18 protein-coding genes, 1 tRNA gene and 3 rRNA genes (1 of these 22 cut by a window edge) are annotated in these 26,032 nt (G+C 52.1%); all 22 read right to left on the bottom strand.

Translation table 11 applies throughout. The features are described from left to right. Positions 1–59 precede the first annotated feature (59 nt). Positions 60–1,559, bottom strand: a complete 1,500-nt coding sequence (locus H7F31_RS04485; RefSeq protein WP_187103200.1) for a polysaccharide deacetylase family protein — start codon at positions 1,557–1,559, stop codon at positions 60–62. Positions 1,560–1,561: 2 nt separating this feature from the next. Then, on the bottom strand, positions 1,562–2,248 hold the full coding sequence (locus H7F31_RS04480) for a hypothetical protein (protein WP_187103199.1): 687 nt from the start codon (positions 2,246–2,248) through the stop codon (positions 1,562–1,564). Between the two features lie 333 nt (positions 2,249–2,581). Beyond that, on the bottom strand, positions 2,582–3,640 hold the full coding sequence (locus H7F31_RS04475) for a hypothetical protein (RefSeq protein WP_187103198.1): 1,059 nt from the start codon (positions 3,638–3,640) through the stop codon (positions 2,582–2,584). A gap of 242 nt (positions 3,641–3,882) precedes the next feature. After that, positions 3,883–4,035 (bottom strand): small acid-soluble spore protein P, encoded by a 153-nt coding sequence (locus tag H7F31_RS04470; protein ID WP_108991715.1) that lies wholly within the window; start codon positions 4,033–4,035, stop codon positions 3,883–3,885. Positions 4,036–4,082: 47 nt separating this feature from the next. After that, positions 4,083–4,259 carry a hypothetical protein gene (locus tag H7F31_RS04465; protein ID WP_187103197.1) on the bottom strand — a complete coding sequence of 59 codons (177 nt, stop codon included), beginning with the start codon at positions 4,257–4,259 and terminating at the stop codon, positions 4,083–4,085. 12 nt (positions 4,260–4,271) lie between these two features. After that, on the bottom strand, positions 4,272–4,619 hold the full coding sequence (locus H7F31_RS04460; protein ID WP_108991716.1) for a hypothetical protein: 348 nt from the start codon (positions 4,617–4,619) through the stop codon (positions 4,272–4,274). 128 nt (positions 4,620–4,747) lie between these two features. Beyond that, a complete protein-coding gene (locus tag H7F31_RS04455; RefSeq protein WP_187103196.1) occupies positions 4,748–6,085 on the bottom strand; it encodes a sulfatase family protein in 1,338 nt (445 codons plus the stop codon). 40 nt (positions 6,086–6,125) lie between these two features. After that, positions 6,126–7,727: an extracellular solute-binding protein gene (locus tag H7F31_RS04450; RefSeq protein ID WP_187103195.1), complete on the bottom strand. Its 1,602-nt coding sequence runs from the start codon at positions 7,725–7,727 to the stop codon at positions 6,126–6,128. A gap of 45 nt (positions 7,728–7,772) precedes the next feature. Next, the gene (locus H7F31_RS04445; protein WP_187103194.1) at positions 7,773–8,666 is read right to left on the bottom strand and encodes a carbohydrate ABC transporter permease; all 894 of its coding nucleotides are present in this window, start codon (positions 8,664–8,666) and stop codon (positions 7,773–7,775) included. Between the two features lie 13 nt (positions 8,667–8,679). Next, entirely contained in the window at positions 8,680–9,573 is an 894-nt protein-coding gene (locus H7F31_RS04440; protein ID WP_187103193.1) for an ABC transporter permease, read from the bottom strand. 138 nt (positions 9,574–9,711) lie between these two features. Beyond that, positions 9,712–11,973, bottom strand: coding sequence for an AraC family transcriptional regulator (locus H7F31_RS04435; protein ID WP_187103192.1), 2,262 nt, complete (start codon positions 11,971–11,973; stop codon positions 9,712–9,714). A 1,176-nt stretch (positions 11,974–13,149) separates the two neighbouring features. Beyond that, positions 13,150–13,238: transfer RNA gene (locus H7F31_RS04430), tRNA-Ser, on the bottom strand. 189 nt (positions 13,239–13,427) lie between these two features. Then, entirely contained in the window at positions 13,428–14,708 is a 1,281-nt protein-coding gene (gene serS / locus H7F31_RS04425; protein WP_187103191.1) for a serine--tRNA ligase, read from the bottom strand. A 72-nt stretch (positions 14,709–14,780) separates the two neighbouring features. Further along, positions 14,781–15,371, bottom strand: a complete 591-nt coding sequence (pdxT, locus tag H7F31_RS04420; protein WP_187105205.1) for a pyridoxal 5'-phosphate synthase glutaminase subunit PdxT — start codon at positions 15,369–15,371, stop codon at positions 14,781–14,783. 102 nt (positions 15,372–15,473) lie between these two features. Continuing rightward, complete coding sequence (gene pdxS / locus H7F31_RS04415; RefSeq protein ID WP_218781650.1) at positions 15,474–16,358, bottom strand: pyridoxal 5'-phosphate synthase lyase subunit PdxS; 885 nt, start codon at positions 16,356–16,358, stop codon at positions 15,474–15,476. 149 nt (positions 16,359–16,507) lie between these two features. After that, the gene (locus tag H7F31_RS04410; RefSeq protein ID WP_261800474.1) at positions 16,508–17,797 is read right to left on the bottom strand and encodes a D-alanyl-D-alanine carboxypeptidase family protein; all 1,290 of its coding nucleotides are present in this window, start codon (positions 17,795–17,797) and stop codon (positions 16,508–16,510) included. 263 nt (positions 17,798–18,060) lie between these two features. Beyond that, complete coding sequence (gene guaB, locus H7F31_RS04405) at positions 18,061–19,518, bottom strand: IMP dehydrogenase (protein ID WP_187103189.1); 1,458 nt, start codon at positions 19,516–19,518, stop codon at positions 18,061–18,063. Between the two features lie 143 nt (positions 19,519–19,661). Continuing rightward, a complete protein-coding gene (eis, locus tag H7F31_RS04400; RefSeq protein ID WP_187103188.1) occupies positions 19,662–20,876 on the bottom strand; it encodes a GNAT family N-acetyltransferase in 1,215 nt (404 codons plus the stop codon). A gap of 36 nt (positions 20,877–20,912) precedes the next feature. Further along, positions 20,913–21,518 (bottom strand): hypothetical protein, encoded by a 606-nt coding sequence (locus H7F31_RS04395; protein ID WP_187103187.1) that lies wholly within the window; start codon positions 21,516–21,518, stop codon positions 20,913–20,915. A 1,128-nt stretch (positions 21,519–22,646) separates the two neighbouring features. Continuing rightward, positions 22,647–22,763: ribosomal RNA gene (rrf, locus tag H7F31_RS04390) — 5S ribosomal RNA — on the bottom strand. An 87-nt stretch (positions 22,764–22,850) separates the two neighbouring features. Continuing rightward, positions 22,851–25,783: ribosomal RNA gene (locus H7F31_RS04385) — 23S ribosomal RNA — on the bottom strand. A 160-nt stretch (positions 25,784–25,943) separates the two neighbouring features. Further along, positions 25,944–26,032 (bottom strand): 5S ribosomal RNA (gene rrf / locus H7F31_RS04380); it runs 28 nt beyond the window's last position.

The raw sequence follows: 26,032 nt of genomic DNA, 5'->3' as shown, positions 1-26,032 counted from the left end.
CCCCCAACACGGCAAAAAAGGATCAGAACAGCCTCTCGGCCGATTCTGACCCTTCCGTATTACTGAAATACCGCGAACTTCAGGTCCTGCTCCAGCAAATAATCGATGATGTCCGGCAGCGCGTCCAGCGTTGCCTTTTTCTCGTGCATGACGTAGATGCCGCCCGAGGCGTCGATCGTCTTGAAATATCGGATGATCTCCTTCGAGGTAGCGGCCTGCCAGTCCTTAGGATCGCGGTTCCACATGAGCATCTTCATTCCGAGCTCCTCCGCCGCAATCGCCATGTCGTCATTCAGAGCGCCATATGGCGGACGGAACACGGATACCAACGCATCGCTGTGTTTTCCAATGACCTCGTTCGCCTTCGCTATGTTGGCGGAGATGTCATCCATCTCCTTCGTGGTCAAATTACTATGATCCCAGGAATGATTGCCGACCGCCATCCCCTGCTCCGCCGCATAAGCCGCTTCAACCGTATAACGGTCGGCGTTGCGCCCTATGAACAAGAACGTGCCCGCTACCCCGCGCTCGCGGAGCAGATCGACGATCGCCTTCGTATAATCCGATGGACCATCGTCGAAAGTCAATGCGACGTACCCCTTCGGCAGACTGTAGACGGTAGAGCCTGGATCCAGCGTCATTACTTCTACATGCTCGAATTCCGTAGCTAGGGAAGCCACCCCGCCCTCGATTGACTCGACGTCGGAGTGGTCGCCGACTGGCTCTGTTGCGCTCTGGTCGGTCGTTTCGGAACTGTCATCGCCCGTTCCCGCAGACCCCGAATCCCCTTGATTCGACGTAAAATCCGCTTCCGTCGAGCCACCACTTCCTGCTCCAACGGTTGCCAAGGAAGCGGCTCCGCTAGCCCCCTCCGTCAGAGAGGCATGTCCGTTTGCTGCTCCGGCCCCCAGAACCCCGTTGTCCGTTCCTTCGAAGATAACGGTCTGATGCTCGCTTAATGCTTTCGCATCATCGATGTAGATCTGACCCTCCAGCTCGAACCAAGCAAGGAGAAGCATGCAGGTCAGCATTAAGAGACGAAGCGACTTCAGCGCATACCTGCGCATGTTAACAGGCAGGTATGGGCGAAGGCGGATAGAGGAGACTCTTATGACTGCTCCTACTTTAGCGGCCATGGCTTCAAGCGACAAGCTGCTGCTTCCCGCTTCCTCTATAACCGCTGCCGAAGGAGAGGTACAGGCAACCTCTGACTCTGACTCAGGCAGCTTGCCGGCACGCAAGGACTCCAGCATGGATGCATATTCGGCCGAGCAGTCGAAGTAATACGATTCGCCGCCGTGCTTGCCGATCTTAACTATTGAACTTAAGTATGTAAGCTTAAACGGATCGTATTGCGCATAAGGAGACAGACGAGCGCGTCCCGTCGATAGCGGAGCCAGTCTCCCCAGCCCCTGGTAAGTCAACTCGTCCAGCTGAAGCTCGAGCTCTCTCGGCGCGTTGGCCTCGCTGCCTGCGTCAACGCTTATCCTTATGACGTAGCGGCCCTGCTTGTCCTCTACCGACAATAACTCTAACGTTCGCAAGGAATCCCTTTTCATCCTCAACCTTCTCTTCCGATCGGCGCGGACATCCGGTTCGTGAAGTCGCTGATCATGTTGGCCAGATACACTTTCTCTTGATGCGTCGTCTCGTACTTCTGCTTCAAGTGCTGATGCTCGACATCCTGTCTGCCAATTTTCTCCTCGAGCTCATGAATGCGTTTGTTCTTCTCCGCAAGCACATCATTGTGTTTGACCTGCAGCGAGCCGTACTTCTGCTTCTCCAGCTCGATTACGCTCTTCAGCTCCTCGATCTCGGCCGTCATCCGTCTCTCCAGCTCGCGGTAATCCTCGGCTACCTGATCGACCTTCATATTCTTGTCGACGATTTTCTGCTCCAGATCCAGGATGCTCTTCTCCCGCTCCTCGATCACCCTCGTCAATTGCTTTACATCGCGGTTTAACCGATCGATATGTCCGCCAGAGTGCGCGAGGCGATCCTGCAGCTCGCTATTCTGGAGCTCCGTATGCTGTTTGGCCTGAATCATTTGTTCTACCGCAAGCACGAGATCCAGCGACTTTTTGTCCATACGGGACTTCTGAATGAAGATGGAATCCTGGGGTGACTGAACCGGAGTCTCGGAGATTTCCTCGGAGCTTGGGGGAGCAGGCTCCTGACTTGCTAGTTCTTGCGAACGATCCTCCTGTCCCTCCTGGGTACCCTTCTTACGAAAAAAAGGGGAAATCATAGGTTATCATCACCTTTTCAAGGATTATGTAGGAAATTGTCGAACTAGTTCTGTCTATTATAAAAGATAATAGACCTTTATTAGCGGGACTATATATCCATTTTCAAGAAAAGGAACTTTTGAACTAAAGACAGACATTCGACTCGCTTAATTGGGTCTATTTTCCTATACACAACTAGATGAGCCAGGCTGCATTCTTTTGGCGGGGCTACTGCAACCCGATTTTTTCGGGTTGCAGGAGCAAGAATCCCCCGTACAACAAAAAAAGCCGTTTCACGAGGAAACGACTTTTTTCAACTCTACACGATGAATTTCAATTGATTGCTTCTCGTCTTACAGGCCAGCCGGAGCTCCGAATAAACCCATCAGTTGCTCAAGCGTCACCGTATCGGTCGGCAGTGCCTCGAATTCCGGCTTCTTGCCGATGTCCGAATATTGACCGTTGAACGAAACGCCGAACTTCGCCTTCTGACCGCTCTCCGCATCGTTCACTTCCATGCTGATCTTGCCGCTCTGATACACCATGTAATCATCCTTGATCGCGCCTGTCATCTCCAGCGTATTCACCTTCAGATCGTTCTGGAGAAGGTTAAGCAGCTCCGTCTTGTTCGTCTCCCAATCCGCCTTGGCCTGCTCCAGGTCGGACTTCTGCACTTGCAGTGCCTCCAGCGCGCCTTCGTTGGCTAGCAGAATATCAAGCACCTTCGGCAGCACGTCGTTCACGATCGTCTCTACCGTTTGAGGATAGTTCTCTTCTGTAATCGCGAACTTCACGACTTGATCCGCCTTCACGCCTTCCGGCAAGCCGGCATCCGCCGCTTTTACTTCGCTAAAGTAAGTCTTCTCATCGAAGCTGTCCAGCAGCGTCTTGGACAGATCCTGAATCAGCTTCTGCTGGGCGGCAGGATCCATGTTTAATTCCGTACCCTGCTGCTCAGCCAGCTCCTTCAAGTCGATGGCCACATACTTGCCTTTGGTTTCCTCGGGCAGTGGAAGCATCGGAATCTCCGGCGGCTTCACGTACAGCATTTCTTTGGTCATAATCATCGGAATCGCGAGCTTCATCTCCATCATGCCCGGCAGCACGAATTCCATATTCATATCTATGCGCATGGGCTCTTTCGCGTAGGTGGCATCTACCTTAATCGTCGCGTCCTGGAACATGCCCGTCAGGCTGGCAACAGGCAGGCCGCTGGCCTCCGCTTCAGGAATCGATGGCAGCTCCAGCTCGTCAAGCTGGATGTTCATCGACATCTTGAAGGCATCCGCCTCCGTCGTTTTGGCCATTGCTGCCTGCATGGCCGCTTTCGGCGGCGCACTGTTCGAGCAGCCTGCCACGATCAATGTAAGAATTAGAAGTGCAGTAAATCCCATTCGTTGTACTAGCTTCATGGTTCCCCTCCGTCTATTTTTTTCACAGCACCTCCATTCTATACGAAAATTGGAAGCTTTAGAAGCAAACAGGTCTTAATTCGTTCCCAAGACACTGGGTCAATGGTCGCATGACGCAAGAAAAACCCGATTCGGCATTCATGGCCAAACCGGGCATATGTCTCTTTCAAGCGTTCCTTCGAACGTTTCTTCATGCGTTTCATCAATCGTTTCTTCGAGCGTTTCGCAACCTGCTCGCAGCATTACCCCTGCGGGTTATTATGGCTAACGTGGTTGCGCTGCTTCGTCTTTTTGGAGCCCGAAAGAGGAGCCTGCAGGCTCTCGTTATGGTCTTTCCGATTCTTCTGGTTATGAGGCACGCTATCCGGGTTAGGATAGGAATCCGGCTTGGACATGGTCTGACCTCCTGCAAGGTTGGAATGCCGCTTGCTTGGAACAGCTCCTAGCTTCGCGGATGACTCAAGTCTGACGGCTGATCGAAGTTCAGCGAATCTTGATGCCGCCGATCGTTTTTATCCTGCTGCAGTTGCTGCGCATGATGGCTGTTTACCGGCTCTGCTTCCAGAGCCTCTACGACGTTAGACAAATTTTTGTCCGCCGAGCCCTTTGCTTTGGACATACCCCATCACTCCTATGCATGTGTTAATGACTGCAATGCTTGAGCGCACTCGTGAATATGCCGCTTATAATCATGGATCAATTGCTGAATCGCATCCGGTCTCTCGTCGATCGACACGTTGTCCTTCTCCACGTCGATTAACTCGACAAGCACCTCGCGACTATCCACATACGTCACCTTGAAATCGAATTCGTACATCGCATGCCCTGCCGAATGAATCGTTACGCGCAATGCCGTCGCGTCCGACTCGTCCCTATGCACCTCGCAGCGATCGGAAGCATTCATCGTCTCCGGAAGCGTGCGGCTCCAAGCGTCCGCCAGCTGCTGCGGATCAATGCGAAGCTGGTCTGATTTGGCCATTGTGATCTAACACCTCCACACTCGTTAAGATGCGAAGGAACATCCCCTTTTATCCGCCGTCGCCATACAAAAAAACCGTCCAGCCGCAAAGGCTGAGACGGTTGGAGCAAACTTCAGATATGCACGCATTAATCCGGCAATGCAAAACTGTCCCCCGTCTCTCGAATCCAGGCGGCGAGACGTTCGTTTAATTCTCGTCTTTTGTTACGGTATTGGGCCTGAAAAACGAGATTGACTTGCTCATACGGGTCTTCGTTCAAGTTATACAGCATGATAGCATGTCCCTCCGCACAGACGTATTTCCATCCGTCCCGGGTCGTCACGCCCCGCCACGGTTCCGCGGCCGATTCCCTGGCATCCAGACATTGCAGAAAAGCGGAATCCGGCTCTGCGGAAGGAGTGCGCCAACCCAACCGATAATGGGAATAATCGGTCCCCTGCATCCAGTCCGGCTTCTCGATGCCGCATAACCCCAATGTAGTGGGCGCAATATCGACATGATTAACAGGAGCTGTGACATTCCCATTGCGCCGCCCTTCATAATGCGGCTGTTCGCCGCTAATAATAAACGGAACGCGAATGGATTCCTCATACGGAACTACTTTGCCCTCGCAGCCGTGCGAGCCGTGCATATCCCCATGATCGCTGAAAAAGACAATATGCGTGTTGAAAGCAAGCCCCGCATCGAACAATGCCTGGCGCACCCTGCCCACATTCCAGTCCAAATTTTCGATCATCGCGTAGTAGCCGGGCAATGTGGATCGCGCGGAATGCTCGATACGCGGAATCGATGGTACATTGGGACGCAGCTTCACATTGGCATAGGAGTGATTTCGCATCGTACCCTCAGGCGCATAATAAGGATTATGCGGCGGCTGTACCGACAAGACAGCAAAAAATGGAGTGCCATTGCCCGCTTCTTCCTCTTTGCCCCGCTCCCTAATATAGTCGATAAACAGGTTCGTCATCTCATCGGTCTCGAAGCCTGGCAATCTGTACTGAAAAGCGGAGTCGCCTTCGCCTCCATGCACCCAACAATCGTATTGGCTATTATTGTTCTCATAGCCGATCCAATGCTGGAACCCGCCGCGCCGCGACGGGGGTACTATGTGATGGGAGGCGCGCCCATCGCGCTCATCGAATCCGTCCAGATGCCATTTGCCAAAATACGCCGTCTTGTACCCCGCATCATTAAATACATTGGCAATGGTCGGCTGCTCCGGCGGCAATTGCGCCTGATGTGCAGGGACACAGGCATGAGGATAGATGCTTGTCAAAAGCGATCCGCGTGTTGGGCAGCATAACGGGTAGCCCGATACTGCCCTGGTAAAGTTGACGCCCGTACCTGCAAGCGCGTCAATATTCGGCGTATGCACATTGGGGTCGCCATTGCAGCTTAATGCCTGTGCCCTGTGTTGGTCGCCAAAAACCCAAATCACGTTCGGCTTTGATATGGATTGAGTCATATGTAACCAACCTTCTTCCTATTTCAATTGGATGTTGTTTTTATTGATTCCAACGGTCATAGGCCGCTTGATATAGCTCTATCAGGTCTTCAATACCCATCCGTTTCAAGGTGGAGACATATTCATCCCATTTGTCGAACGACGCTCTGCCTACGATAAATTGGGCTTCCATCTGCTTGTAATACGTTTCGATGTCCGTTTGCAACGCGCTTACCCGCGTCTGCTCCTCCGGCGTAAAGTATACGGTCGGGAAAGGACTTTTCAAGTAGGGCTCCAGCAATTGCGGCTGACGGTCGAAGTAACGCTCATCCTCCGCATTTTTCTTCAGAATAATATCTTCTCTCCTATGCTGTGGCGGAGCGGTACCCGGATCAGGTGTGGCTTGTCCTCTCTCCTGCTCGGAGCCGAGGAATACCCAACGCGTTTTCTCCGCGTCAACCCACTCCCAGTTCTCGCCTTCGACTCCCTGAAATATCGTATATGCGCCTTCCTCCGAATACAAATAGTCGACCCAACGCATCGTCGCTTCCGGATGTTTGTTTATGTTCGTAATGGCAAAGGTGCCCCTTGTAATGGTGTTGTTTTTCTTCGCCAGCGGCGTGTCGTTAAACGGACTGGTGAGGGGCGGCAGAACCCGATTATTAATTATTTCCTCTACGTTTGTCTGACCAAGCGGAATCGATGGCAATGCGTATGGAAACATTCCGTAGCCAACCTCGGCGCCTTTGGCATTAAACTCCTGAGCGGTATGCGTCATCACTTCCTGATCGAGCAGCTTCTCCGTGTAGAGTCGGTTCATAAAGCGCAAATACTCCCGGAATCCATCCTCCATCAAGGCATAGCTGACCTTGTCATCCTCCACATAAAAACCTTGCTCCTCTACCAGGCCGAATGCCGGCAGGAAATTATGACGGAGAGTCATCAGATCGGTGGCGGAAACCGGAATTTCGTCAGCCTTGCCGTTGTCGTTTGGATCCTCATTCTTAAAGCGGACCAGCAAATCGACCAGTTCATCGGTTGTCTTCGGCAGGGTAGCCACATTCAGCTTATCTAACCATTTGCCGTTTATCCACAGCATCGGGTTGACTTGCGCGCGCGGCGCGTCGAAAATCATCGGCAACGCATAGATATGGCCGTCCGGCGTCGTTATGCTTTTGCGAATCTCCGGACGTTCATCCATAATCGCTTTCAAATTCGGGGCATACCGGTCAATCAAATCCTCCAGTGGCACCAGAATGCCCTGGCTGCCATAGTTCACTTCCTCCAGCGCCGTCAATCCTGCAGAAAAAAATACATCAGGCAGCTCCATGCTTGCAAATACTAGATTTTTTTTATCGGCATAACCGCTTGCCGGAGGCGTATCGAATTCAAAATGAATATTCGTTTTTTCTTCCATATATTTAAAGAAGTTCATGTCTTTCCATTCCGCATGGATAGCCGCTTTCGGCCCCATCATCTTTAAGGTGATCGGCTCGTCTACGATCGGGTAACCGGTTTGTTGGAAATTTTCCTGCGGTTGATTGGCGGCGCTTCCGGATCCATCCGTACTGCCTCCCGTCGAACCTGTTCCGTCAGGCGTATTCTGGGCACAGCCCGCCAGTATCATCGTTCCGGCAATCGTCATTAACAGCAGCTTTTTCATTGCAATCGCCCTCCTCTTTTTATGTTATACCATTTTCACTGACATTCAGCCCTTAAGCGAACCGATCAGAATGCCTTTGACAAAAAAACGTTGGACGAAGGGATAGACTAGAAGCAGCGGCAACGCGGACACTACCATCACCGCATATTTAATAATATCCGCCACCCTCGCTTGCTCCGCCAATGTTTTCTCGTCCACGCCGTCCATCATCATCTGCGTCATCATCTCTTGCAACACCAGAATTTCCCTCAGAAACACCTGCAACGGAAACAGATTGCGGTCTGACAAATAGATCATCGCATTAAAATATTGATTCCAATGTCCCACCGCATAGAACAGCCCCATGACAGCAACAAGCGGCATCGACAATGGCAGCGCCACTTTGAAGAAGATAACGAAGTGGGATGCCCCGTCGATCTGGGACGCTTCCTCCAGTTCGGATGGGAAATTCATCTGGAAGAAGGTGCGCGATACGATAAGATTCCATACCGCCACGGCGTTCGGCAGCAGAATCGCCCAGACCGTGTTCAAAATGTTCAGGTCGCGTACCAGCAAATAGGTGGGAATCAATCCCCCGTTGAAAAACATCGTAAACACAAACAACGCCATGGCCACATTTTTGGCGGGCACTCCTTTTCTCGAGAGCGCATACGCGCACGGCAGCGTCAGCAACAGGTTAATAAATGTACCTGCTACCGTATAAAACACCGTATTTCTGTAGCCCACCCAAATATCGCGGTTTTGAAAAACGCGCTGATATCCCTCAAACGTAATTTCCTTCGGCAGCAGCACAACTTGCCCGGAGTTGACAAGCTGCGGATTGCTTATTGAAGCGCTTACGATGTAGACCAACGGATACAGCACAACGACAACTAACAACAATATGAAAATCCGATTGCCCAGCAGAAATAGTTTATCCTGTGCCGTTTCAGATATCATGGATCGCCCTCCTTTACCAAAGACTCGTTTCCGTCGTTTTCCTGGCGACATAGTTAAAGGTCAGCAGCAACACGAAGTTAATGATGGAGTTAAATAAACCTACAGCGGCAGAAAAGCTGTATTGCGCCTGCAACAGGCCCACGCGATAGACATAGGTCTGAATGACATCGGAGGACGGCAGGTTTAACTCGTTTTGCAGCAAATAAATTTTCTCGAAGCCTATCGTCATAAAATTGCCCATATTAAGAATGAACAAAATAATAATGGTGGGAGCAATCGCCGGCAAATTGATATGCCATATCCGTTGCAGTCTGCTGGCGCCGTCGATCTCCGCGGCTTCATGTTGATGTGGATCGATACCGGACAATGCCGCCAAATAAATAATCGCGCCCCAGCCCAAGTTCTGCCACTCGCCGGTCAGGACAAAAATCGATTTGAACCAGCTCGGTTCCATCAGGAAACGAATCGGTTCCATGCCCAACTGGTTCAGCAAATTGTTTACGATGCCGGTAGAAGGGTTCAAAAATGTGATGATCATGCCGGACATTACAACGGTAGAGATAAAATGCGGCGCATACGTAACCGTTTGCACAAATCGTTTGTAACGAATCGACCTCAGTTCGTTAAAGGATAACGCTACAATAATCGATACCGGAAACAGCACAAGCTGGTATACGTTGATCTCCAGCGTATTTTTGAGCAAGGTCCAGAAGTGAAAGCTGCGGAAGAACCGCTGGAACTGCTCGAAAAATACCCATTCGCTCCCCCATATGCCCTTGGTAGCAACATAATTTTTGAAAGCGATCTGCACGCCATACATCGGATAATAATGAAATACGAGAAAATAGATTACCGTCGGAATTATAAACAAATACAGTTGCCAATATTTCTGTATGGCTTTAATCATTCCGTCTCACCCCCTTTTCACCGCAAGTATACCGACGCGGGCGAAACAAAGTAAATATGCCGACGACGCCGGGCATATGCATTTCACGCAAAAACACAGAAGCCGCGGGGGAACGGCTTCTGTGTGTCCAAATTCATATCAATCCGATTGGAGAGTCTCCGGTTTAAACGCATTGCGCTTGCGGTATTCGCCCGGCGTAATCCCTTCAAGCTGTTTGAACTTGCGGATAAAACTGGAGGCGTTTAAATAACCGGCGTCCTCGATAATCGCATTAATGCTTTTGTTCGTTTGCACCAATTCCTTCTTGATGGCATCCAGCCGTAATTTGCCTAAAACTTCCGTAAACGTATCTCCCGCATGCTCCTTGAACAACCTGCCGAAATAAGAGGCGGAAAGATGGACATGCTCGGCAGCTTGCTCCAGACTCATATCGGGCGAATGGTATTGTTCCTTCATATACTGGAGCGCAGTCTGGACCAGCCGATCTTCCCATGTATCCATTCGGACGCGGATCGCTTCGCATACCTCCTGCGTCCGCAGCAGCAGCTCTGTTTCCAATTGCCGAATGTCGCTAAATTCCAGCAGGCTTGACACATCCGTTTCGACCTCGGCTTCCAGCGCTGCTTTGTAGAAGGAGTTTATAATATCGAAGCACAAACTTCTGAGCATCGTAATCGACACCGTGTTCTGCTGCATATATAGAAAAATCGACCTTAACGTTTCCAAGGCAATCTTGTCGTTGCCCTGTTTCAAGCTCTGTATATAAATATCGAGCTCCTTCAGCGGGTAGCCGTATTTTTTGCTCTGAATTTTTACGGTATTCTCATAAAAGATAATGCTGCCCGTCCCTGCGATTATCCGGTATTCCGAGGCGACAGCAGCCTCAACGAAGGAACGGTTGATCTGCGCCGTATCATGGCACCATTGCCCGATACTGATGCTGGCCTCCAGCGACAAGGATTGGTGCAGCAGCTGCAAAATACAAGCAGCAGCCGTCTTCTGCGTGTTCGTCGTGGCGGCCACCCGTGACTGAGCGCATACAATAATGCCGATCGCATGGTCATGGGTCAAAGCGATCCCGTAGCCCTTCAGGCCGCCGGTCAGATCCACCTCCGCCAGCAGTTCAATCGCCTGGCCTTTTTTCGCCCGGTCCGTCTCCGACACCGTCAGGTAAAACACACAGTAGCGGTCTCCCGCCAACATTTGCTCCCAAATCGGTTCGTTCGTTTGTTGCGTGTCATGATAACGTCCGGTCAGCAGACTATAAACAACCTGCTCCTGCAACATATTCCTTTGCTCATGCATTTGCTGCTCCAATTGTCGGTTATTCTGGACAACCGCATCGATGGTTTCCTTAATATGGCCGATTTCATTGGATTGGCCTTTGCCCCATGACCCTTTGCCCGCAAATATTTTTGCGTATTCCGACAACTCCCGAATCGGCCGATAATTGCGCAGCCCCAAATATAATGCAATGGCCAGACCGGTCAGCACAATGACAATAAGCGCTACAACCATCAGAAACCGAAATTCGGATACTCTGACCAAATATTGTTTGGTCGGCAACACCAGCGTATACGCCCACCCCATCCGCTCGGATACAACCCGGATTATGGAGTAGGAATTGCCTTCATATTCGATTTCGTACATATGCCGTCCGGGCTCCGCCTGTCGCAGCTGATCGCTTTCCAGAATCCGGAATCCGCCGCTATTCTGCGATGCCAGCACCTGATCTTTGTCGTCGGTAATGTACACATACCCTTCGGAGCTACCTAAAATGTTCTCCAATTGCCGCGTCAGCACCGAGCTTTTAATCAGGAACAGGACATTTCCGTAAGCGCTGTCATTTTGAGGCGGAACTGGATATAATACCGCAACCCACTGATTGCCGTTCATCCCCTCCACCTTGCCGATCGTCATGGTCAACGGCGCAAAATCCCCTTCCATCTGCGCTTTGAGCTGCGCCGCTTCTTCCGGATTCAGTCCGTAGTTGCGACCAGCAACGGTGCGGAAGGAGCTGACCCCCTGCGAGGAATACAGCTTGTCTTCTCCTTTAAAATAAAGATACAACTCCTCCACAATGACGCTATTCGTCTTATGCTTGCGCAACTCCGTAACCCCTTCGGCAATCGAATAGGCATCCTGCGTCAGGAAAAACTTCTTAAGCTTGGGGTCCATCGAGATCCGGGCGGCGATATTGTTCAGCTCTTCGAGCTGCAAATCCATCATATCCTTCGCTTGCCTCAGATTGAAGTAATTGGAGGTATCTATTTCTTCCCTTAAAGTCTTCGTATGATAATAATTAATGGCCGACATGACAAAGACCGGTATAAGCAAGATGACAATATGCGATAACACAAAACTATAGTAGAGCTTTGTTCTTTTGGCTGAGATTTTCATGTATGCCCCCGTCTCTTGACTGCACTTTGATGTCCGTTAAAACTACGCTCCTCTCAAGATTCTCTAATAAAACCGGTGGCCTGTAAATATGCAAACCGAGTAATCCATGTGCCGCAGCCGCTTTTTCGCCCATCACGCCGGAATGACCGAACAACAAAGCAAGACGCTGCGTTCCACCCTAACAGGGGTTCGGAGCGTCTTGCCTTATCTTGATGGGTGATCGCCGAAAAAGGACAAGATCACCCTGACGGGTGATCGGCAAGCTCAAATATGCGATCTGCCGCCAAACACGCTCCCTTTCCACCTTTTTTCTCCACCATTTGTTCAACTGGCTTTGCTAGCATTGTGGTTGCAAAGCTTTAACTTTAGAGAGCCATAAGCGTTATTAACGCTTATGGGCGTTAATCAGAGTTACTTTCCGGTCCATCGACGTTTTTAACGCCTACAGCTGATAAACGGTCATGGTAATGCGACTATCACGCCTGGGCCTACGAACATGCCTTTTGGCATCTTCGCTTAACGGCCCGTTCGAATCCCATCTCGCCAGTATGAAAAAAAGCGATCCTGTTGAACAGGAATCGGTTGGTAATTTGTTTTTCATACTGGCGGAGAGGATGGGATTCGCTCCGTCGCACCATGACCGTATGGACAGTCATGCTAATGCGACTATCACGCCTGAGCCTACGAACGTGCCTTTTGGCATCTTCGCTTAACGGTCCGTTCGAATCCCATCTCGCCAGTATGAAAAAAACCGATTCCTGTTGAACAGGAATCGGTTGACATTTTTCATACTGGCGGAGAGGATGGGATTCGCTCCGTCGCGCCATGACCGTATAATCCGGTCATGGCAACGCGACTATCACGCCTGGGCTTACGAACATGCCTTTTGGCATCTTCGCTTAACGGCCCGTTCGAATCCCATCTCGCCAGTATGAAAAAAACCGATTCCTGTTGAACAGGAATCGGTTGACGTTTTTCATACTGGCGGAGAGGATGGGATTCGCTCCGTCGCACCATGACCGTATAAACGGTCATGGCAACGCGACTATCACGCCTGGGCCTACGAACATGCCTTTTGGCATCTTCGCTTAACGGCCCGTTCGAATCCCATCCCGCCAGTATGAAAAAAACCGATCCCTGTTGAACAGGAATCGGTTGGTAATTTGTTTTTCATACTGGCGGAGAGGATGGGATTCGAACCCATGTGGGCTTGCGCCCTAACGGTTTTCAAGACCGCCCCGTTATGACCGCTTCGGTACCTCTCCACGTATAAGCGTAACAAAAGCTATTGTACCACAGGACAAAATCCATAATCAACTTCTATTTTGCCCCAGTCATACATCCATGGCATTCTATCCCCGTGAAGTGGTGGCCACGGCGGCAAGACAGCAGCTTCATAAACGCTGCCCTCACCGCCGAGGCCGCCAAATAGGGGAATGGCCTCGCCTTCTTGCTTAACCGTTCGAAATAACCGCTACGCCGCCCATATAAGGACGAAGCACTTCAGGAATGGCCACCGAACCGTCAGCCTGCTGATAATTCTCCAGCAACGCCGCTACCGTGCGTCCTACCGCCAGGCCGGAGCCGTTGAGCGTATGCACGAATTCCGGCTTGCTCTTAGGTTCTCTGCGGAACCGAATCGCCGCGCGGCGCGCCTGGAAGTCCTCGAAGTTCGAGCATGAGGAAATTTCACGGTATGTGTTCGCGCTAGGAATCCATACTTCTAGATCGTAAGTCTTCGCCGATGTAAAGCCCATATCGCCCGAGCACAGCGTCAGCACGCGGTAAGGCAGTCCTAACAGCTGCAGCACCTTCTCGGCTTCGCTCGTGAGCTTCTCAAGCTCGTCGTAGGAATCTTCGGGTTTCACCAGCTTCACGAGCTCCACCTTGTTGAATTGATGCTGGCGGATCAGACCGCGCGTATCGCGTCCCGCCGCGCCTGCCTCGGAGCGGAAGCATGCGCTGAACGCCACGAAATTCTTCGGCAGATCCTGGATGTCCAGAATCTCGTCGCGGTGAATGTTCGTGACCGGCACTTCGGCCGTCGGGATCAGGTAATATTCCGTATCCTTGATCTTGAACAGGTCCTCCTCGAACTTCGGCAGCTGACCCGTTCCGATCAGGCTGTCTCGGTTTACGATATAAGGAGGCAGCACTTCCTCGTAGCCGTGCTGGTCGCTGTGCAGATCCATCATAAAGCTAATCAGTGCGCGCTCCAGACGTGCACCAAGTCCGCGGTAGAACGTGAACCTTGAGCCTGTTACCTTGCCCGCGCGCTCAAAGTCCAGAATGCCGAGATCGGCGGCGATATCGTAATGGGCTTTGGGCTCGAAACCGAAGGACGGCAGCTCGCCAATGCGGCGCACTTCCACGTTCTCTTCTTCCGAAGCGCCTACCGGCACGCTTTCGTGCGGGATGTTCGGAATGTTCAGCAGGATCTCCTCGACCGCGCTGTCCATCTCGCGAAGCTCCTCGTCGATCGCCTTGATCCGGTCGCCTACCTCGCGCATCTCCAGGATGAGCGCCTCCGCGTCGCCGCCCGACTTCTTCAGTTTGGCAACCTCCGCGGAGACGACATTCCGTCGGTTCTTCAGCTGCTCCGTCTCCCCGATCATCTCGCGGCGCTTCACGTCCAGCTCGGTAAAGCCGGCCACGAGCTCAAGCGATGCCCCTCTATTTTTTAAAGCTTGTTCCACCTTGGCCAGGTCGGAACGCAATATTTTAACATCTAACACGTTGTGTTGCTCCCCTCATAAGGAGTAGTCTCGTTTATCAGTCGGGTCTAGCTGCATAAGTCTTACTTAGGATTAAGCTCTGGAGCCGGCTGCCGCCGCTTCCTTCACCATATCGACGAAGTAAGCGTGCAGACGGTAGTCGTCCGTCAGCTCGGGGTGGTACGAGGCCGCCAACAGCGTGCCTTGTCTTGCTGTTACGATCTCGCCGTTGTACGTCGACAGCACGTCGACCTCCGGTCCGACCGATTTGATGAGCGGGGCGCGAATGAAGACGGCGCGTACCGTCTCGTCGATTCCCTTAACGGGAAGATCCGTCTCGAAGCTCTCGCGCTGACGGCCGAACGCATTGCGCGCTACCGTCATATCCATCAGTCTGAGATGGGCTTCTTCTTGTCCTTCAATGGCATCCGCCAGTACGATGAGTCCCGCGCAAGTGCCGAATACGGGCTTGCCTTGCGCAGAGAAGGAGCGGATCGCATCCATGAAACCATACTTCCGCATCAGCTTGCCGATCGTCGTGCTTTCGCCGCCCGGAATGACGAGGCCCTGCAACTCGTCCAACTCCTGGGCGCGCTTGACGGCCACCGCTTCCGCGCCAGCCGCCTTCAGACTGCGTATATGTTCCGCTACAGCTCCCTGCAGCGCTAGTACGCCGATTTTCATCACTTTCTTCGCCTTCCTTTTAGAGGTTGTTCAAAAAATCCCCTTTTTGAACACGCACTTTTATAGAACCAGCCAAGCCTGATGGCTTGGCCGGTTACAGTATTAAATTCCGCGATCCTGCATACGGGATGCAGCATCCAGCTTGGAGATCTCAATGCCTTTCATCGGCGTGCCCAGATTCTTGGACACTTCCGCGATCAGCTTGTAGTCTTGATAGTGGGTCGTTGCCTCGACGATCGCGCGGGCGAACTTCTCGGGGCTGTCGGACTTAAAGATACCGGAGCCTACGAATACGCCGTCAGCGCCCAGCTCCATCATCAGAGCCGCGTCGGATGGCGTCGCTACGCCGCCTGCTGCGAAGTTAACGACCGGCAACTTGCCGCTCTCGTGTACGCCGAGCAGAAGCTCGTAAGGAACGCCCAGCACTTTCGCCTCGTGGTACAGCTCGTCTTTCGACAGGGCTTGTACTTTGCGGATTTGACCGTTGATCAGACGAAGATGGCGAACAGCTTCTACGATATTGCCTGTTCCCGGCTCACCCTTCGTACGTAGCATAGCCGCGCCTTCCTGAATACGGCGAAGCGCCTCGCCGAGGTCCTTCGCTCCGCAAACGAACGGAATCGTGAATTCGTTTTTGCTGATGTGGAACACTTCGTCGGCAGGAGTCAGTACTTCGCTCTCGTCGATGTAGTCTACGCCCATCGATTCCAGTACTCTTGCTTCTACGATGTGACCGATCCGCGCCTTCGCCATGACCGGAATAGAAACAACTTTCATAACCTCTTCTACAATGGTCGGGTCAGCCATACGGGCTACGCCGCCGGCCGCGCGAATATCCGAAGGTACGCGCTCAAGCGCCATGACTGCCGTAGCGCCGGCCGCTTCCGCGACCTTAGCTTGCTCGGCGTTCATGACGTCCATGATAACGCCGCCTTTTTGCATCTCTGCCATACCGCGCTTAACGCGCGAAGTGCCTGTTTCCATCAGTTTTCTTCCTCCTATTTGTCATCCTTGCCGGATGTATGATGCCGAAGCGTACTAACCATTTATTTTACAGGAATGCCGATCAATCGACAAGCTTTTATTCCTTGCCAGCGGGTCGGATTAAGCCTTGTCAAAGTGAAAAGCCTCGTTCATTAGAACAGATCCAGAATGCTGTTGAACAAATTCGCGAAAAACTCGCCGATTGCACGGAAGAACAGCTTAAACCAGCCCGCCTTCTCGGCCTCTTCCGCGGTAATCAGATTAACCGTATAATTCAGGTCGTTGCCCGTCAGCTTATCCTTGTACGTGTACGTCACCGTTCCGACCTTAGTCCCGGCGGCGATTGGCGCCACCAGCTCGCTCTCCGGCGTCAGCTCCGACTTCGTCATGGCAATCTCGGGCTCTACGCCCTTCTGCACCATAAACGTAATGTCCTTCTCCGTCACGACAGGGATCGACTTCTGCACGCCCTTCTTAATCTTGACCGTTTCGATCGTTTCTACCACCGACTTGGGAGGAAGCACCGTCTTCTTTTCAAAAGTGGCAAAAGCGTAATTGTACAGCTTCGCCGTCTCATAGAACCGCGTGTTCTTCGTGCTTGTATCCATAACAACGCTGATATAGCGCATATCGCCGCGCTTTACCGTGCCTGTGAAGTTATAACCCGCCGCATTAATGAAGCCTGTCTTCATGCCGTCCACGCCTTCGTACGCCAGACTCTTGAAGCTTGGCACATTGACGTTGGATCCCAGCATATAGTTAATATTGATCATCGGATCCTTATCGCGCTCACGGAACTTGTAGCTCTGCATGCTGGAAAATTCCAGAAACTCCGGATGCTCGAGCAAAATAATGCGCGCCAGCTTGCCGACATCGCTAGCCGACATCACCGTCGTATCCTCGAAGCCCGTCACGCTAGTGAAGACGGCGCTATCCAAGCCCAGCTTGTCCGCTGTCTCTTCCATCTTCGCTATGAAAGCTTGCAGACTGCCCGCAATCACCGTAGCTAATGCCTTCGTGGCATCATTGGCCGAACCGACGGCCATAGCCAGATATAATTCCTTTACGGTATGCTGATCGCCCGCGGCCAAATAAATTTGTGATTCGGATGGATGAGTATCGGCAGCCTCAGGACTTACCGTAACCGGTTGATCCCAGGACAGGCGACCCGAAGAGATCTCCTCGAGCACAATATACTCCGTCATGAGCTTAGTCATACTCGCAATCGGCAAAGGTTGATCCGGATTGACCTCGTATAACACCTGGCCCGACTCCGCTTCGATTAGAATAGCGGACTTAACTTGAAGTCCAAGTGAATTTTCCGTGCTTGGCCTATTGTCGAACCCGACGGCAAGCGTCGTGGACGCGCCAAGCGACAACGCCGTGATCCATATTGCAAGGCAAGCAGCGACGACAGACAACAACCGAATCGGCCTTCCCATTACTTTCACACTCGTATCCCCATTTCCCCATTGGTTTATCCGCTCATAATTGTAACATAGGAGAGCGTCATAATTAAACCTCTGTTACAGCCCGCAGAATGAGGAATCCTTCATCTAAACCGCCATTACAAAAATAAACCAGACAACTCAGCCATAATGGCCAAGCTGCCTGGTTAGAATCCCGTTCGACGGGTGTTCGTAACAGTTATAAATACGTTGATGCGCTGACCGTCCTAACATCGTAGAACGACGATAACCGCCCCTTACAGGGAGTAGTTAGGCGCTTCCTTCGTGATCTGAACGTCATGTGGATGGCTCTCGCGAAGACCGGAGCCTGTAATGCGAACGAACTGCGTATCGTTCTTCAGTTCTTCCAGTGAAGATGTTCCGCAATAGCCCATGCCGGAACGAAGTCCGCCGAGCAGCTGGTGAACCGTATCGGCAAGCGGTCCCTTGTAAGGCACGCGGCCTTCGATGCCTTCCGGAACAAGCTTGTTCTCGTTCTCTTGGAAATAACGGTCCTTGCTGCCTTCCTTCATGGCGCCAAGGGAGCCCATGCCGCGGTATACCTTGAAGCTGCGGCCCTGGAAGATCTCCGTCTCGCCCGGGCTTTCGGCCGTGCCTGCAAACAGGCTGCCGATCATGATGGCGCTGGCGCCGGCTGCGATAGCCTTCGTAATATCGCCGGAGTACTTGATGCCGCCGTCCGCGATAATCGGCACGTTGTATTCGCGAGCCACTGTCGCGCAATCATAGATCGCCGTAATTTGAGGTACGCCAATACCCGCGATGACGCGAGTCGTACAGATGGAGCCCGGCCCGATGCCAACCTTGACTACGGATGCGCCGGCTTCGATCAGGTCGCGAGTCGCTTCGCCGGTAGCCACGTTACCTGCAATGATCGTCAGATCCGGGTATTGAGCCCGCAGCTTGCGTACCGCTTCAAGAATATTAATATGATGGCCGTGAGCCGAGTCGACTACGAGAACGTCGATGCCCGCGTTCACAAGCGCTTCTGCGCGATCCATCGTGTCCTTGGAGATACCGACGGCTGCGCCGCACAGCAATCTGCCATGCGAATCTTTTGCCGCGTTAGGGAACTGGATCGCCTTCTCGATATCCTTAATCGTAATAAGACCCTTTAGCGTGTTCTCCTCGTCCACGAGAGGAAGCTTCTCGATCTTATGCTTCTGCAGAATGCCTTCCGCTTCTTGCAGTGTTGTTCCGACTGGCGCTGTCACAAGGTTCTCGCGGGTCATCACATCGCTGATCTTGATGGAAAAATCATGAACAAAGCGCAGATCCCGGTTCGTCAAAATGCCGACAAGCTTCTTGTCTGCATCGACGATCGGTACGCCGGAGATCCGGTATTTGCCCATAAGCTCCTCCGCATCGTACACATGATGATCGGGAGTCAGAGAGAACGGATTCGTGATAACGCCGCTCTCCGAGCGCTTAACGCGATCTACCTCTTCCGCTTGCTGTGCTACGGACATATTCTTATGAATAATACCGATTCCGCCTTCACGAGCGATCGCAATCGCCAAAGCAGCTTCCGTAACGGTATCCATGCCTGCGCTGATGAGCGGGATGTTAAGCTTGATGCCTGCGCTTAACCGAGCGGAGATGTTGACTTCTCTAGGCAGTACCTCTGATTTGCGCGGAACAAGCAATACGTCGTCGAACGTAAGCCCTTCTTTAGCGAATTTCGTTTCCCACACGAGTAATTTCCTCCCTTATTTTCAGTGCCTCTCAAATATATTATTGCAATATTAGCAGAGGGGGTAGGGGCTGTCAAGGCTCGTCAGGAGGCGATAAATCCCACTATTCCACTCATCTTCCGAATACGGAAAGTTCTCAATCTTCAGAAATAATCCGGAAGATACGTTGTTCGTTCGGGTATTCTGGCTTGTAAGCGATTTATTGCATCTGCCGATCCATGTATGCGCTTGGAACCCGACAATTCCGCCCCGGTGCGGTAACTTAACAGCAGCATCGCAAAAGCTCCGATTCCGATTCTGATCAGGTCTTTTTCTGATTGTTCATCATTCATTCCCTCTGCTTCGCCTCTTGTCGCATCGTTAATTGTCGCTTGCCCTGTCTCGTCGATGATAAGCTCGAAGGTCCCTTCGTTCCAAGAAACCTGCTTGTCCGTGATCTCCAGCGTCACCCGTAGCGACTCCTCGCCCGGCATGAACGGATACTGTTCGACGAACCCCTTCAGATCCACGATCCGCGCCATAAAATATGGCATAACCTCCTGTTTGATCCTCGGATCGGGCAGCAGATCGATCAATTGGTCGTCGACCGGCGCTTGCAGCGTCACTTTGTCGATCATGGAGTCATGCTGAGCAATAAAACTCCATAGCGCGTCCCTCGCTTCGTCGTTTAAGCAGATCAGCTCTTTGATCTTCAGCTCCTTGTTCGCGACCGAATAGATGAGATACCCTTGGACGATGTCGTCTCCATCTCGATAGATAACCCTTTTCGTTGGATTCTGAACGTTGATCCGGTGCTTCCACCACTTCTCGTCTCGCTTGAGCGAGCCGTTGTATCGGGCAGCGTAGGCCTCATACACCTCGTAAAGAAGCTCGTTGCCGTTCACGCGTTCCACCCGTCCCGGACTTACGAGACGTGGCGGCAACTGGTTCGGCAGCAGTGTGTATGTTTTGTATTCCGTGTACGTCTCCCAGCCGAACTTCCGGTAGAAGCCGAATTCAAACGGATGCAGAAAGGAGATCGTCTGCCCCTTCTCCTTCATCGCTTCCAGCGAATGCAGCAGAAGCTTGCCGACGAAGCCCTGCCGACGATACTCCGGCCAAGTCGCGACACCTGCGAGTCCTCCCATCGCGAATGGCTTGCCTGCTATATAGGTATGCAGCTCCAGCACCGTTGCCTGCGCGGCAATGGCATCGTCAACGTAAACGGCCCAACGGTCCGAGGGCTGGTTGTCCACTCTTTCCCTCGCTGCTTCCAGCTCTTGCTCCGAGCGTACATATTGAAACGCAAATTGCGACAGCTCCATGCTCTCTTCAAATCGATCCGAACCGAGTCGTTCAATCCGTACTTCCTGTTCCATCCCAGTCCCTCCATCTATGTAAAGTTCAACTACTCGCTAATGTAACATGCCGAAGTCCGTATCGCAATTGGGCTCTTGAGGCATGCATGGGCTTTGAGCTCGTTCATTAGGGGGAAGTTTGAAATACCAAGCCTTGCTCCTTACCGCAAAAGCAAATTCCTGCGAAGCCGACTCGTCCACCCATTTGTAGCCGACCATTACGTCAATGGGATCAAACTGGCTTTTCTCGGGATCGGCAGGCAATTCGTATCTTCTAAATATTAATTCGGCGCTTCCTCCCCGGAATGTGATGTCTATTGTATGAGGTGCTTGTGCTTTATCAATCAACCGGCCTTTCCGGGTCATCATATACTCCTCTAACGTCACCTTCGTGCCATCCGGTACATCTGCGAGAATCATTACACTTTCATCCGGGCATACAAAAGGTATCCGATTGAATTCAGCTTTACTCATACGGAATGATTTCTCCGGATGCTCCGCTTGAATAGGATCGCCGGGCTCTTGAATTTGGATATGCATCATCATGATTCGAGACAAGCTACAATCCCTATTATTGAATAATTGGAACACATCAAATTGAGAAAATGAAGTCATTAACAGCGACAATACACAAATAAACAGCAGGCCCGTTCTTCCCATCATTGTAACTTTACTCCTTCGTATCGTTTGGAACACAGATCTAAGTATATACTTAAATCCAGAAATAGGAAGAGTACGTTTATGAGGACAGTATGTCGGTCTCGCCGACTTATTTGCAGAAAATGGTGCGGTAGGAGTTCAGTATGCCGGTGTGGCCGACTTATTTGCGAGAAATGGTGCGGTTGAAGCTCCATAGGCCGGTCTCGCCGACTTATTTGCAGGAAATGATGCGTTTGGAGCTCAGTAAATCGGTCTCACCGACTTATTTGCAGGAAATGATGCGTTTGGAGCTCAGTAAATCGGTCTCACCGACTTTTTTAAGAGAAATGGTGGGTTTGGAGCTCAGTAGGTCGGTCTCACCGACTTATTTAAGAGAAATGGTGTGTTTGGAGCTCAGTAAGTCGCTGTCGCCGACTTATTTAAGAGAAATGGTGCTTTTGGAGTTCAGTAGGTCGGTCTCACCGACTTATTAGCGGGACATGGTGCGTTTGGAGCTCAGTAGGTCGGTCTCACCGACTTATTTAAGAGAAATGGTGTGTTTGGAGCTCAGTAAGTCGCTGTCGCCGACTTATTTAAGAGAAATGGTGCTTTTGGAGTTCAGTAGGTCGGTCTCACCGACTTATTAGCGGGACATGGTGCGGTTGAAGCTCCATAGGCCGGTCTCGCCGACTTATTTAAGAGAAATGGTGTGTTTGGAGCTCTGTAGGTCGGTGTCGCAGACTTATTTGCAGGAAATGATGCATCTAGAAGAAAGTATGTCGGTGTCGCCGACTTATTTTCGAGTAATCATAGGTTTTTGGAGGCAGTATGTCGGTGTCGCCGACGTAGTCGCAGAAGTTAGTGTGTTTAGTTGGCAGGTTGTCGGCGTGAGCGACAACTTCTGCTTGGCGATGACCATTCCGCACCGGGAGTGAATTAGCTTCGAAGCAATCGCATCCCCGGTCGGCGTCTGAACCTACCTCTAAAGCCGGGCCAGCATCGTCGAGTTGCATCGATCAGAGGGTTCGGACACTCTCCCAGCTATAGGGAGAGGAACGTCGCCCAGGGACGGTTGGATAGGCACAGCCTCCATCCAACCGTCCCTGAACGCACAAAAAACCTGCCGCATTAATCTGCGGCAGGTCGTTTTGTGCTTGGCGACGTCCTACTCTCCCAGGACCCTGCGGTCCAAGTACCATCGGCGCTGGAGGGCTTAACGGTCGTGTTCGGTATGGGAACGCGTGGTTCCCCTCCGCCATCGCCACCAAACGTAGCGTGGATTGCACGCTGAAAACTGGATACGAAAGTGTGCTGAATCTTTAGCTTGCTTACCGGTTGTATGACCAAGTAAGCGATTAGGATAAGCCCTCGACCGATTAGTATTCGTCAGCTCCACACATTGCTGTGCTTCCACCCCGAACCTATCAACCTCGTCGTCTTCAAGGGGTCTTACATACTGGGAAATCTCATCTTGAGGGGGGCTTCACGCTTAGATGCTTTCAGCGCTTATCCCGTCCGTACTTGGCTACCCAGCGGTGCTCCTGGCGGAACAACTGGTACACCAGCGGTACGTCCATCCCGGTCCTCTCGTACTAAGGACAGCTCCTCTCAAATTTCCTACGCCCGCGACAGATAGGGACCGAACTGTCTCACGACGTTCTGAACCCAGCTCGCGTACCGCTTTAATGGGCGAACAGCCCAACCCTTGGGACCTACTTCAGCCCCAGGATGCGATGAGCCGACATCGAGGTGCCAAACCTCCCCGTCGATGTGGACTCTTGGGGGAGATAAGCCTGTTATCCCCAGGGTAGCTTTTATCCGTTGAGCGATGGCCCTTCCATTCGGTACCACCGGATCACTAAGCCCGACTTTCGTCCCTGCTCGACTTGTAGGTCTCGCAGTCAAGCTCCCTTATGCCTTTGCACTCTTCGAATGATTTCCAACCATTCTGAGGGAACCTTTGGGCGCCTCCGTTACATTTTAGGAGGCGACCGCCCCAGTCAAACTGCCCGCCTGACACGGTCCCCGTACCGGATTCACGGTACCAGGTTAGAACTCCGATACGATCAGGGTGGTATCCCAACGGCGCCTCCACCGAAGCTGGCGCTCCGGCTTCCTAGGCTCCCACCTATCCTGTACAGATCGTACCAAAGTCCAATATCAAGCTGCAGTAAAGCTCCATGGGGTCTTTCCGTCTTGTCGCGGGTAACCTGCATCTTCACAGGTATTAAAATTTCACCGGATCTCTCGTTGAGACAGCGCCCAATTCGTTACGCCATTCGTGCGGGTCAGAATTTACCTGACAAGGAATTTCGCTACCTTAGGACCGTTATAGTTACGGCCGCCGTTTACTGGGGCTTCGGTTCACAGCTTCGGGTTGCCCCTAACCGCTCCCCTTAACCTTCCAGCACCGGGCAGGCGTCAGCCCGTATACTTCGCCTTACGGCTTCGCACAGACCTGTGTTTTTGCTAAACAGTCGATTGGGCCTTTTCACTGCGGCCCCCTCGGGCTATTCACCCTACCGAGGCACCCCTTCTCCCGAAGTTACGGGGTCATTTTGCCGAGTTCCTTAACGAGAGTTCTTCCGCGCGCCTTAGCATGCTCTGCTCGCCTACCTGTGTCGGTTTGCGGTACGGGCACCATCACCTGGCTAGAGGCTTTTCTTGACAGCCGGAGTACATGACCTTCGCTACTGCAATTTTCGCTCCCCATCACAGCCCAGCCTAATAGTCGGCGGATTTGCCTACCGACTAGCCTCACTGCTTGGACGGACTATTCCATCAGTCCGCGTCACTGCCCTTCTGTGTCACCCCATTGCTCATAACGGCTTACGGTGGTACAGGAATTTCAACCTGTTGTCCTTCCACTACGCCTTTCGGCCTCGCGTTAGGTCCCGACTTACCCTGAGTGGACGAGCCTTCCTCAGGAACCCTTAGGCTTTCGGCGGACAAGATTCTCACTTGTCTTTTCGTTACTCATACCGGCATTCTCACTTGTATACAGTCCACCAGTCCTCACGGTCCAACTTCAACCTATATACAACGCTCCCCTACCCAATGCAGCAAGCTGCAATGTCATAGCTTCGGTGGTGTGTTTAGCCCCGTTACATTTTCGGCGCAGAGTCACTCGACCAGTGAGCTATTACGCACTCTTTAAATGGTGGCTGCTTCTAAGCCAACATCCTGGTTGTCTGTGCAACTCCACATCCTTTCCCACTTAACACACACTTGGGGACCTTAGCTGATGATCTGGGCTGTTTCCCTCTTGACAATGGATCTTAGCACTCACTGTCTGACTCCCGGTAAGCATGTCAATGGCATTCGGAGTTTGACTAGACTTGGTAACCCTTGGCGGGCCCCGCACCCAATCAGTGCTCTACCTCCACGACACTCATAACCGAGGCTAGCCCTAAAGCTATTTCGGGGAGAACCAGCTATCTCCGAGTTCGATTGGAATTTCTCCGCTACCCCCACCTCATCCCCGCACTTTTCAACGTGCGTGGGTTCGGGCCTCCAGTGCGTGTTACCGCACCTTCACCCTGGACAGGGGTAGATCACACGGTTTCGGGTCTACGACCACGTACTCAAGACGCCCTATTCAGACTCGCTTTCGCTGCGGCTCCGGCTTTCCACCTTAACCTTGCACGTAATCGTAACTCGCCGGTTCATTCTACAAAAGGCACGCCATCACCCATTGATCGGGCTCTGACTTCTTGTAAGCGCACGGTTTCAGGTTCTTTTTCACTCCGCTCCCGCGGTGCTTTTCACCTTTCCCTCACGGTACTGCTTCACTATCGGTCACCAGGGAGTATTTAGCCTTGGCAGATGGTCCTGCCGGATTCCGACGGGGTTTCACGTGTCCCGCCGTACTCAGGATACACCTCGGAGAGAATGGACTTTTGGTTACAGGGCTTTTACCTGCTATGGCGGGCCTTTCCAGACCTCTTCGCCTAATCCATTCCTTTGTAACTCCATGTGAGATGTCCTACAACCCCAAGGAGCAAGCTCCTTGGTTTGGGCTAATCCGCGTTCGCTCGCCGCTACTGACGGAATCACTTTTGTTTTCTCTTCCTCGGGGTACTTAGATGTTTCAGTTCCCCCGGTATGCCTCTACCCAACCTATGTATTCAGTTGAGAGTAACTGGACATTACTCCAGCTGGGTTTCCCCATTCGGAAATCCCCGGATCAAAGCCTGCTTACGGCTCCCCGAGGCGGTATCGTTGTTCGCCACGTCCTTCTTCGGCTCCTGGTGCCTAGGCATCCTCCGTGCGCTCTTACTAGCTTAACCTAGTATTTTCGACGAACTGCATTGCTGCAGCCATCTGTTAATCCAGCTAAAGGATGTTCAGCAGAAGATTTTCATCTTCTTTTTACTTTCGTTATCCAGTTTTCAAGGTGCAAATTCGCCGCTGCGTCAAAAACGCAACAACTAGGTATTGAACATACCCGCTTGGCGACGTCCTACTCTCCCAGGACCCTGCGGTCCAAGTACCATCGGCGCTGGAGGGCTTAACGGTCGTGTTCGGTATGGGAACGC

The organism is Paenibacillus sp. PAMC21692 (assembly GCF_014303795.1).
GTDB lineage: Bacteria > Bacillota > Bacilli > Paenibacillales > Paenibacillaceae > Pristimantibacillus > Pristimantibacillus agaridevorans.
The sequence above is the reverse complement of the archived record's forward strand: the minus strand, read 5'-3'. Positions and strand labels throughout refer to the sequence as shown.

Bases quoted from the DNA above. Each gene is read 5' to 3' on its own strand.
- H7F31_RS04475 (WP_187103198.1), bottom strand. From the start codon at position 3,640: ATGAAGCTAGTACAACGAATGGGATTTACTGCACTTCTAATTCTTACA.
- H7F31_RS04410 (WP_261800474.1), bottom strand. From the start codon at position 17,797: ATGGGAAGGCCGATTCGGTTGTTGTCTGTCGTCGCTGCTTGCCTTGCA.
- pdxT (WP_187105205.1), bottom strand. From the start codon at position 15,371: ATGAAAATCGGCGTACTAGCGCTGCAGGGAGCTGTAGCGGAACATATA.
- H7F31_RS04460 (WP_108991716.1), bottom strand. From the start codon at position 4,619: ATGGCCAAATCAGACCAGCTTCGCATTGATCCGCAGCAGCTGGCGGAC.
- H7F31_RS04440 (WP_187103193.1), bottom strand. From the start codon at position 9,573: ATGATTAAAGCCATACAGAAATATTGGCAACTGTATTTGTTTATAATT.
- H7F31_RS04485 (WP_187103200.1), bottom strand. From the start codon at position 1,559: ATGAAAAGGGATTCCTTGCGAACGTTAGAGTTATTGTCGGTAGAGGAC.
- H7F31_RS04465 (WP_187103197.1), bottom strand. From the start codon at position 4,259: ATGTCCAAAGCAAAGGGCTCGGCGGACAAAAATTTGTCTAACGTCGTA.
- H7F31_RS04470 (WP_108991715.1), bottom strand. From the start codon at position 4,035: ATGTCCAAGCCGGATTCCTATCCTAACCCGGATAGCGTGCCTCATAAC.
- H7F31_RS04395 (WP_187103187.1), bottom strand. From the start codon at position 21,518: ATGATGGGAAGAACGGGCCTGCTGTTTATTTGTGTATTGTCGCTGTTA.
- H7F31_RS04480 (WP_187103199.1), bottom strand. From the start codon at position 2,248: ATGATTTCCCCTTTTTTTCGTAAGAAGGGTACCCAGGAGGGACAGGAG.
- H7F31_RS04450 (WP_187103195.1), bottom strand. From the start codon at position 7,727: ATGAAAAAGCTGCTGTTAATGACGATTGCCGGAACGATGATACTGGCG.
- H7F31_RS04435 (WP_187103192.1), bottom strand. From the start codon at position 11,973: ATGAAAATCTCAGCCAAAAGAACAAAGCTCTACTATAGTTTTGTGTTA.
- H7F31_RS04445 (WP_187103194.1), bottom strand. From the start codon at position 8,666: ATGATATCTGAAACGGCACAGGATAAACTATTTCTGCTGGGCAATCGG.
- H7F31_RS04455 (WP_187103196.1), bottom strand. From the start codon at position 6,085: ATGACTCAATCCATATCAAAGCCGAACGTGATTTGGGTTTTTGGCGAC.
- eis (WP_187103188.1), bottom strand. From the start codon at position 20,876: ATGGAACAGGAAGTACGGATTGAACGACTCGGTTCGGATCGATTTGAA.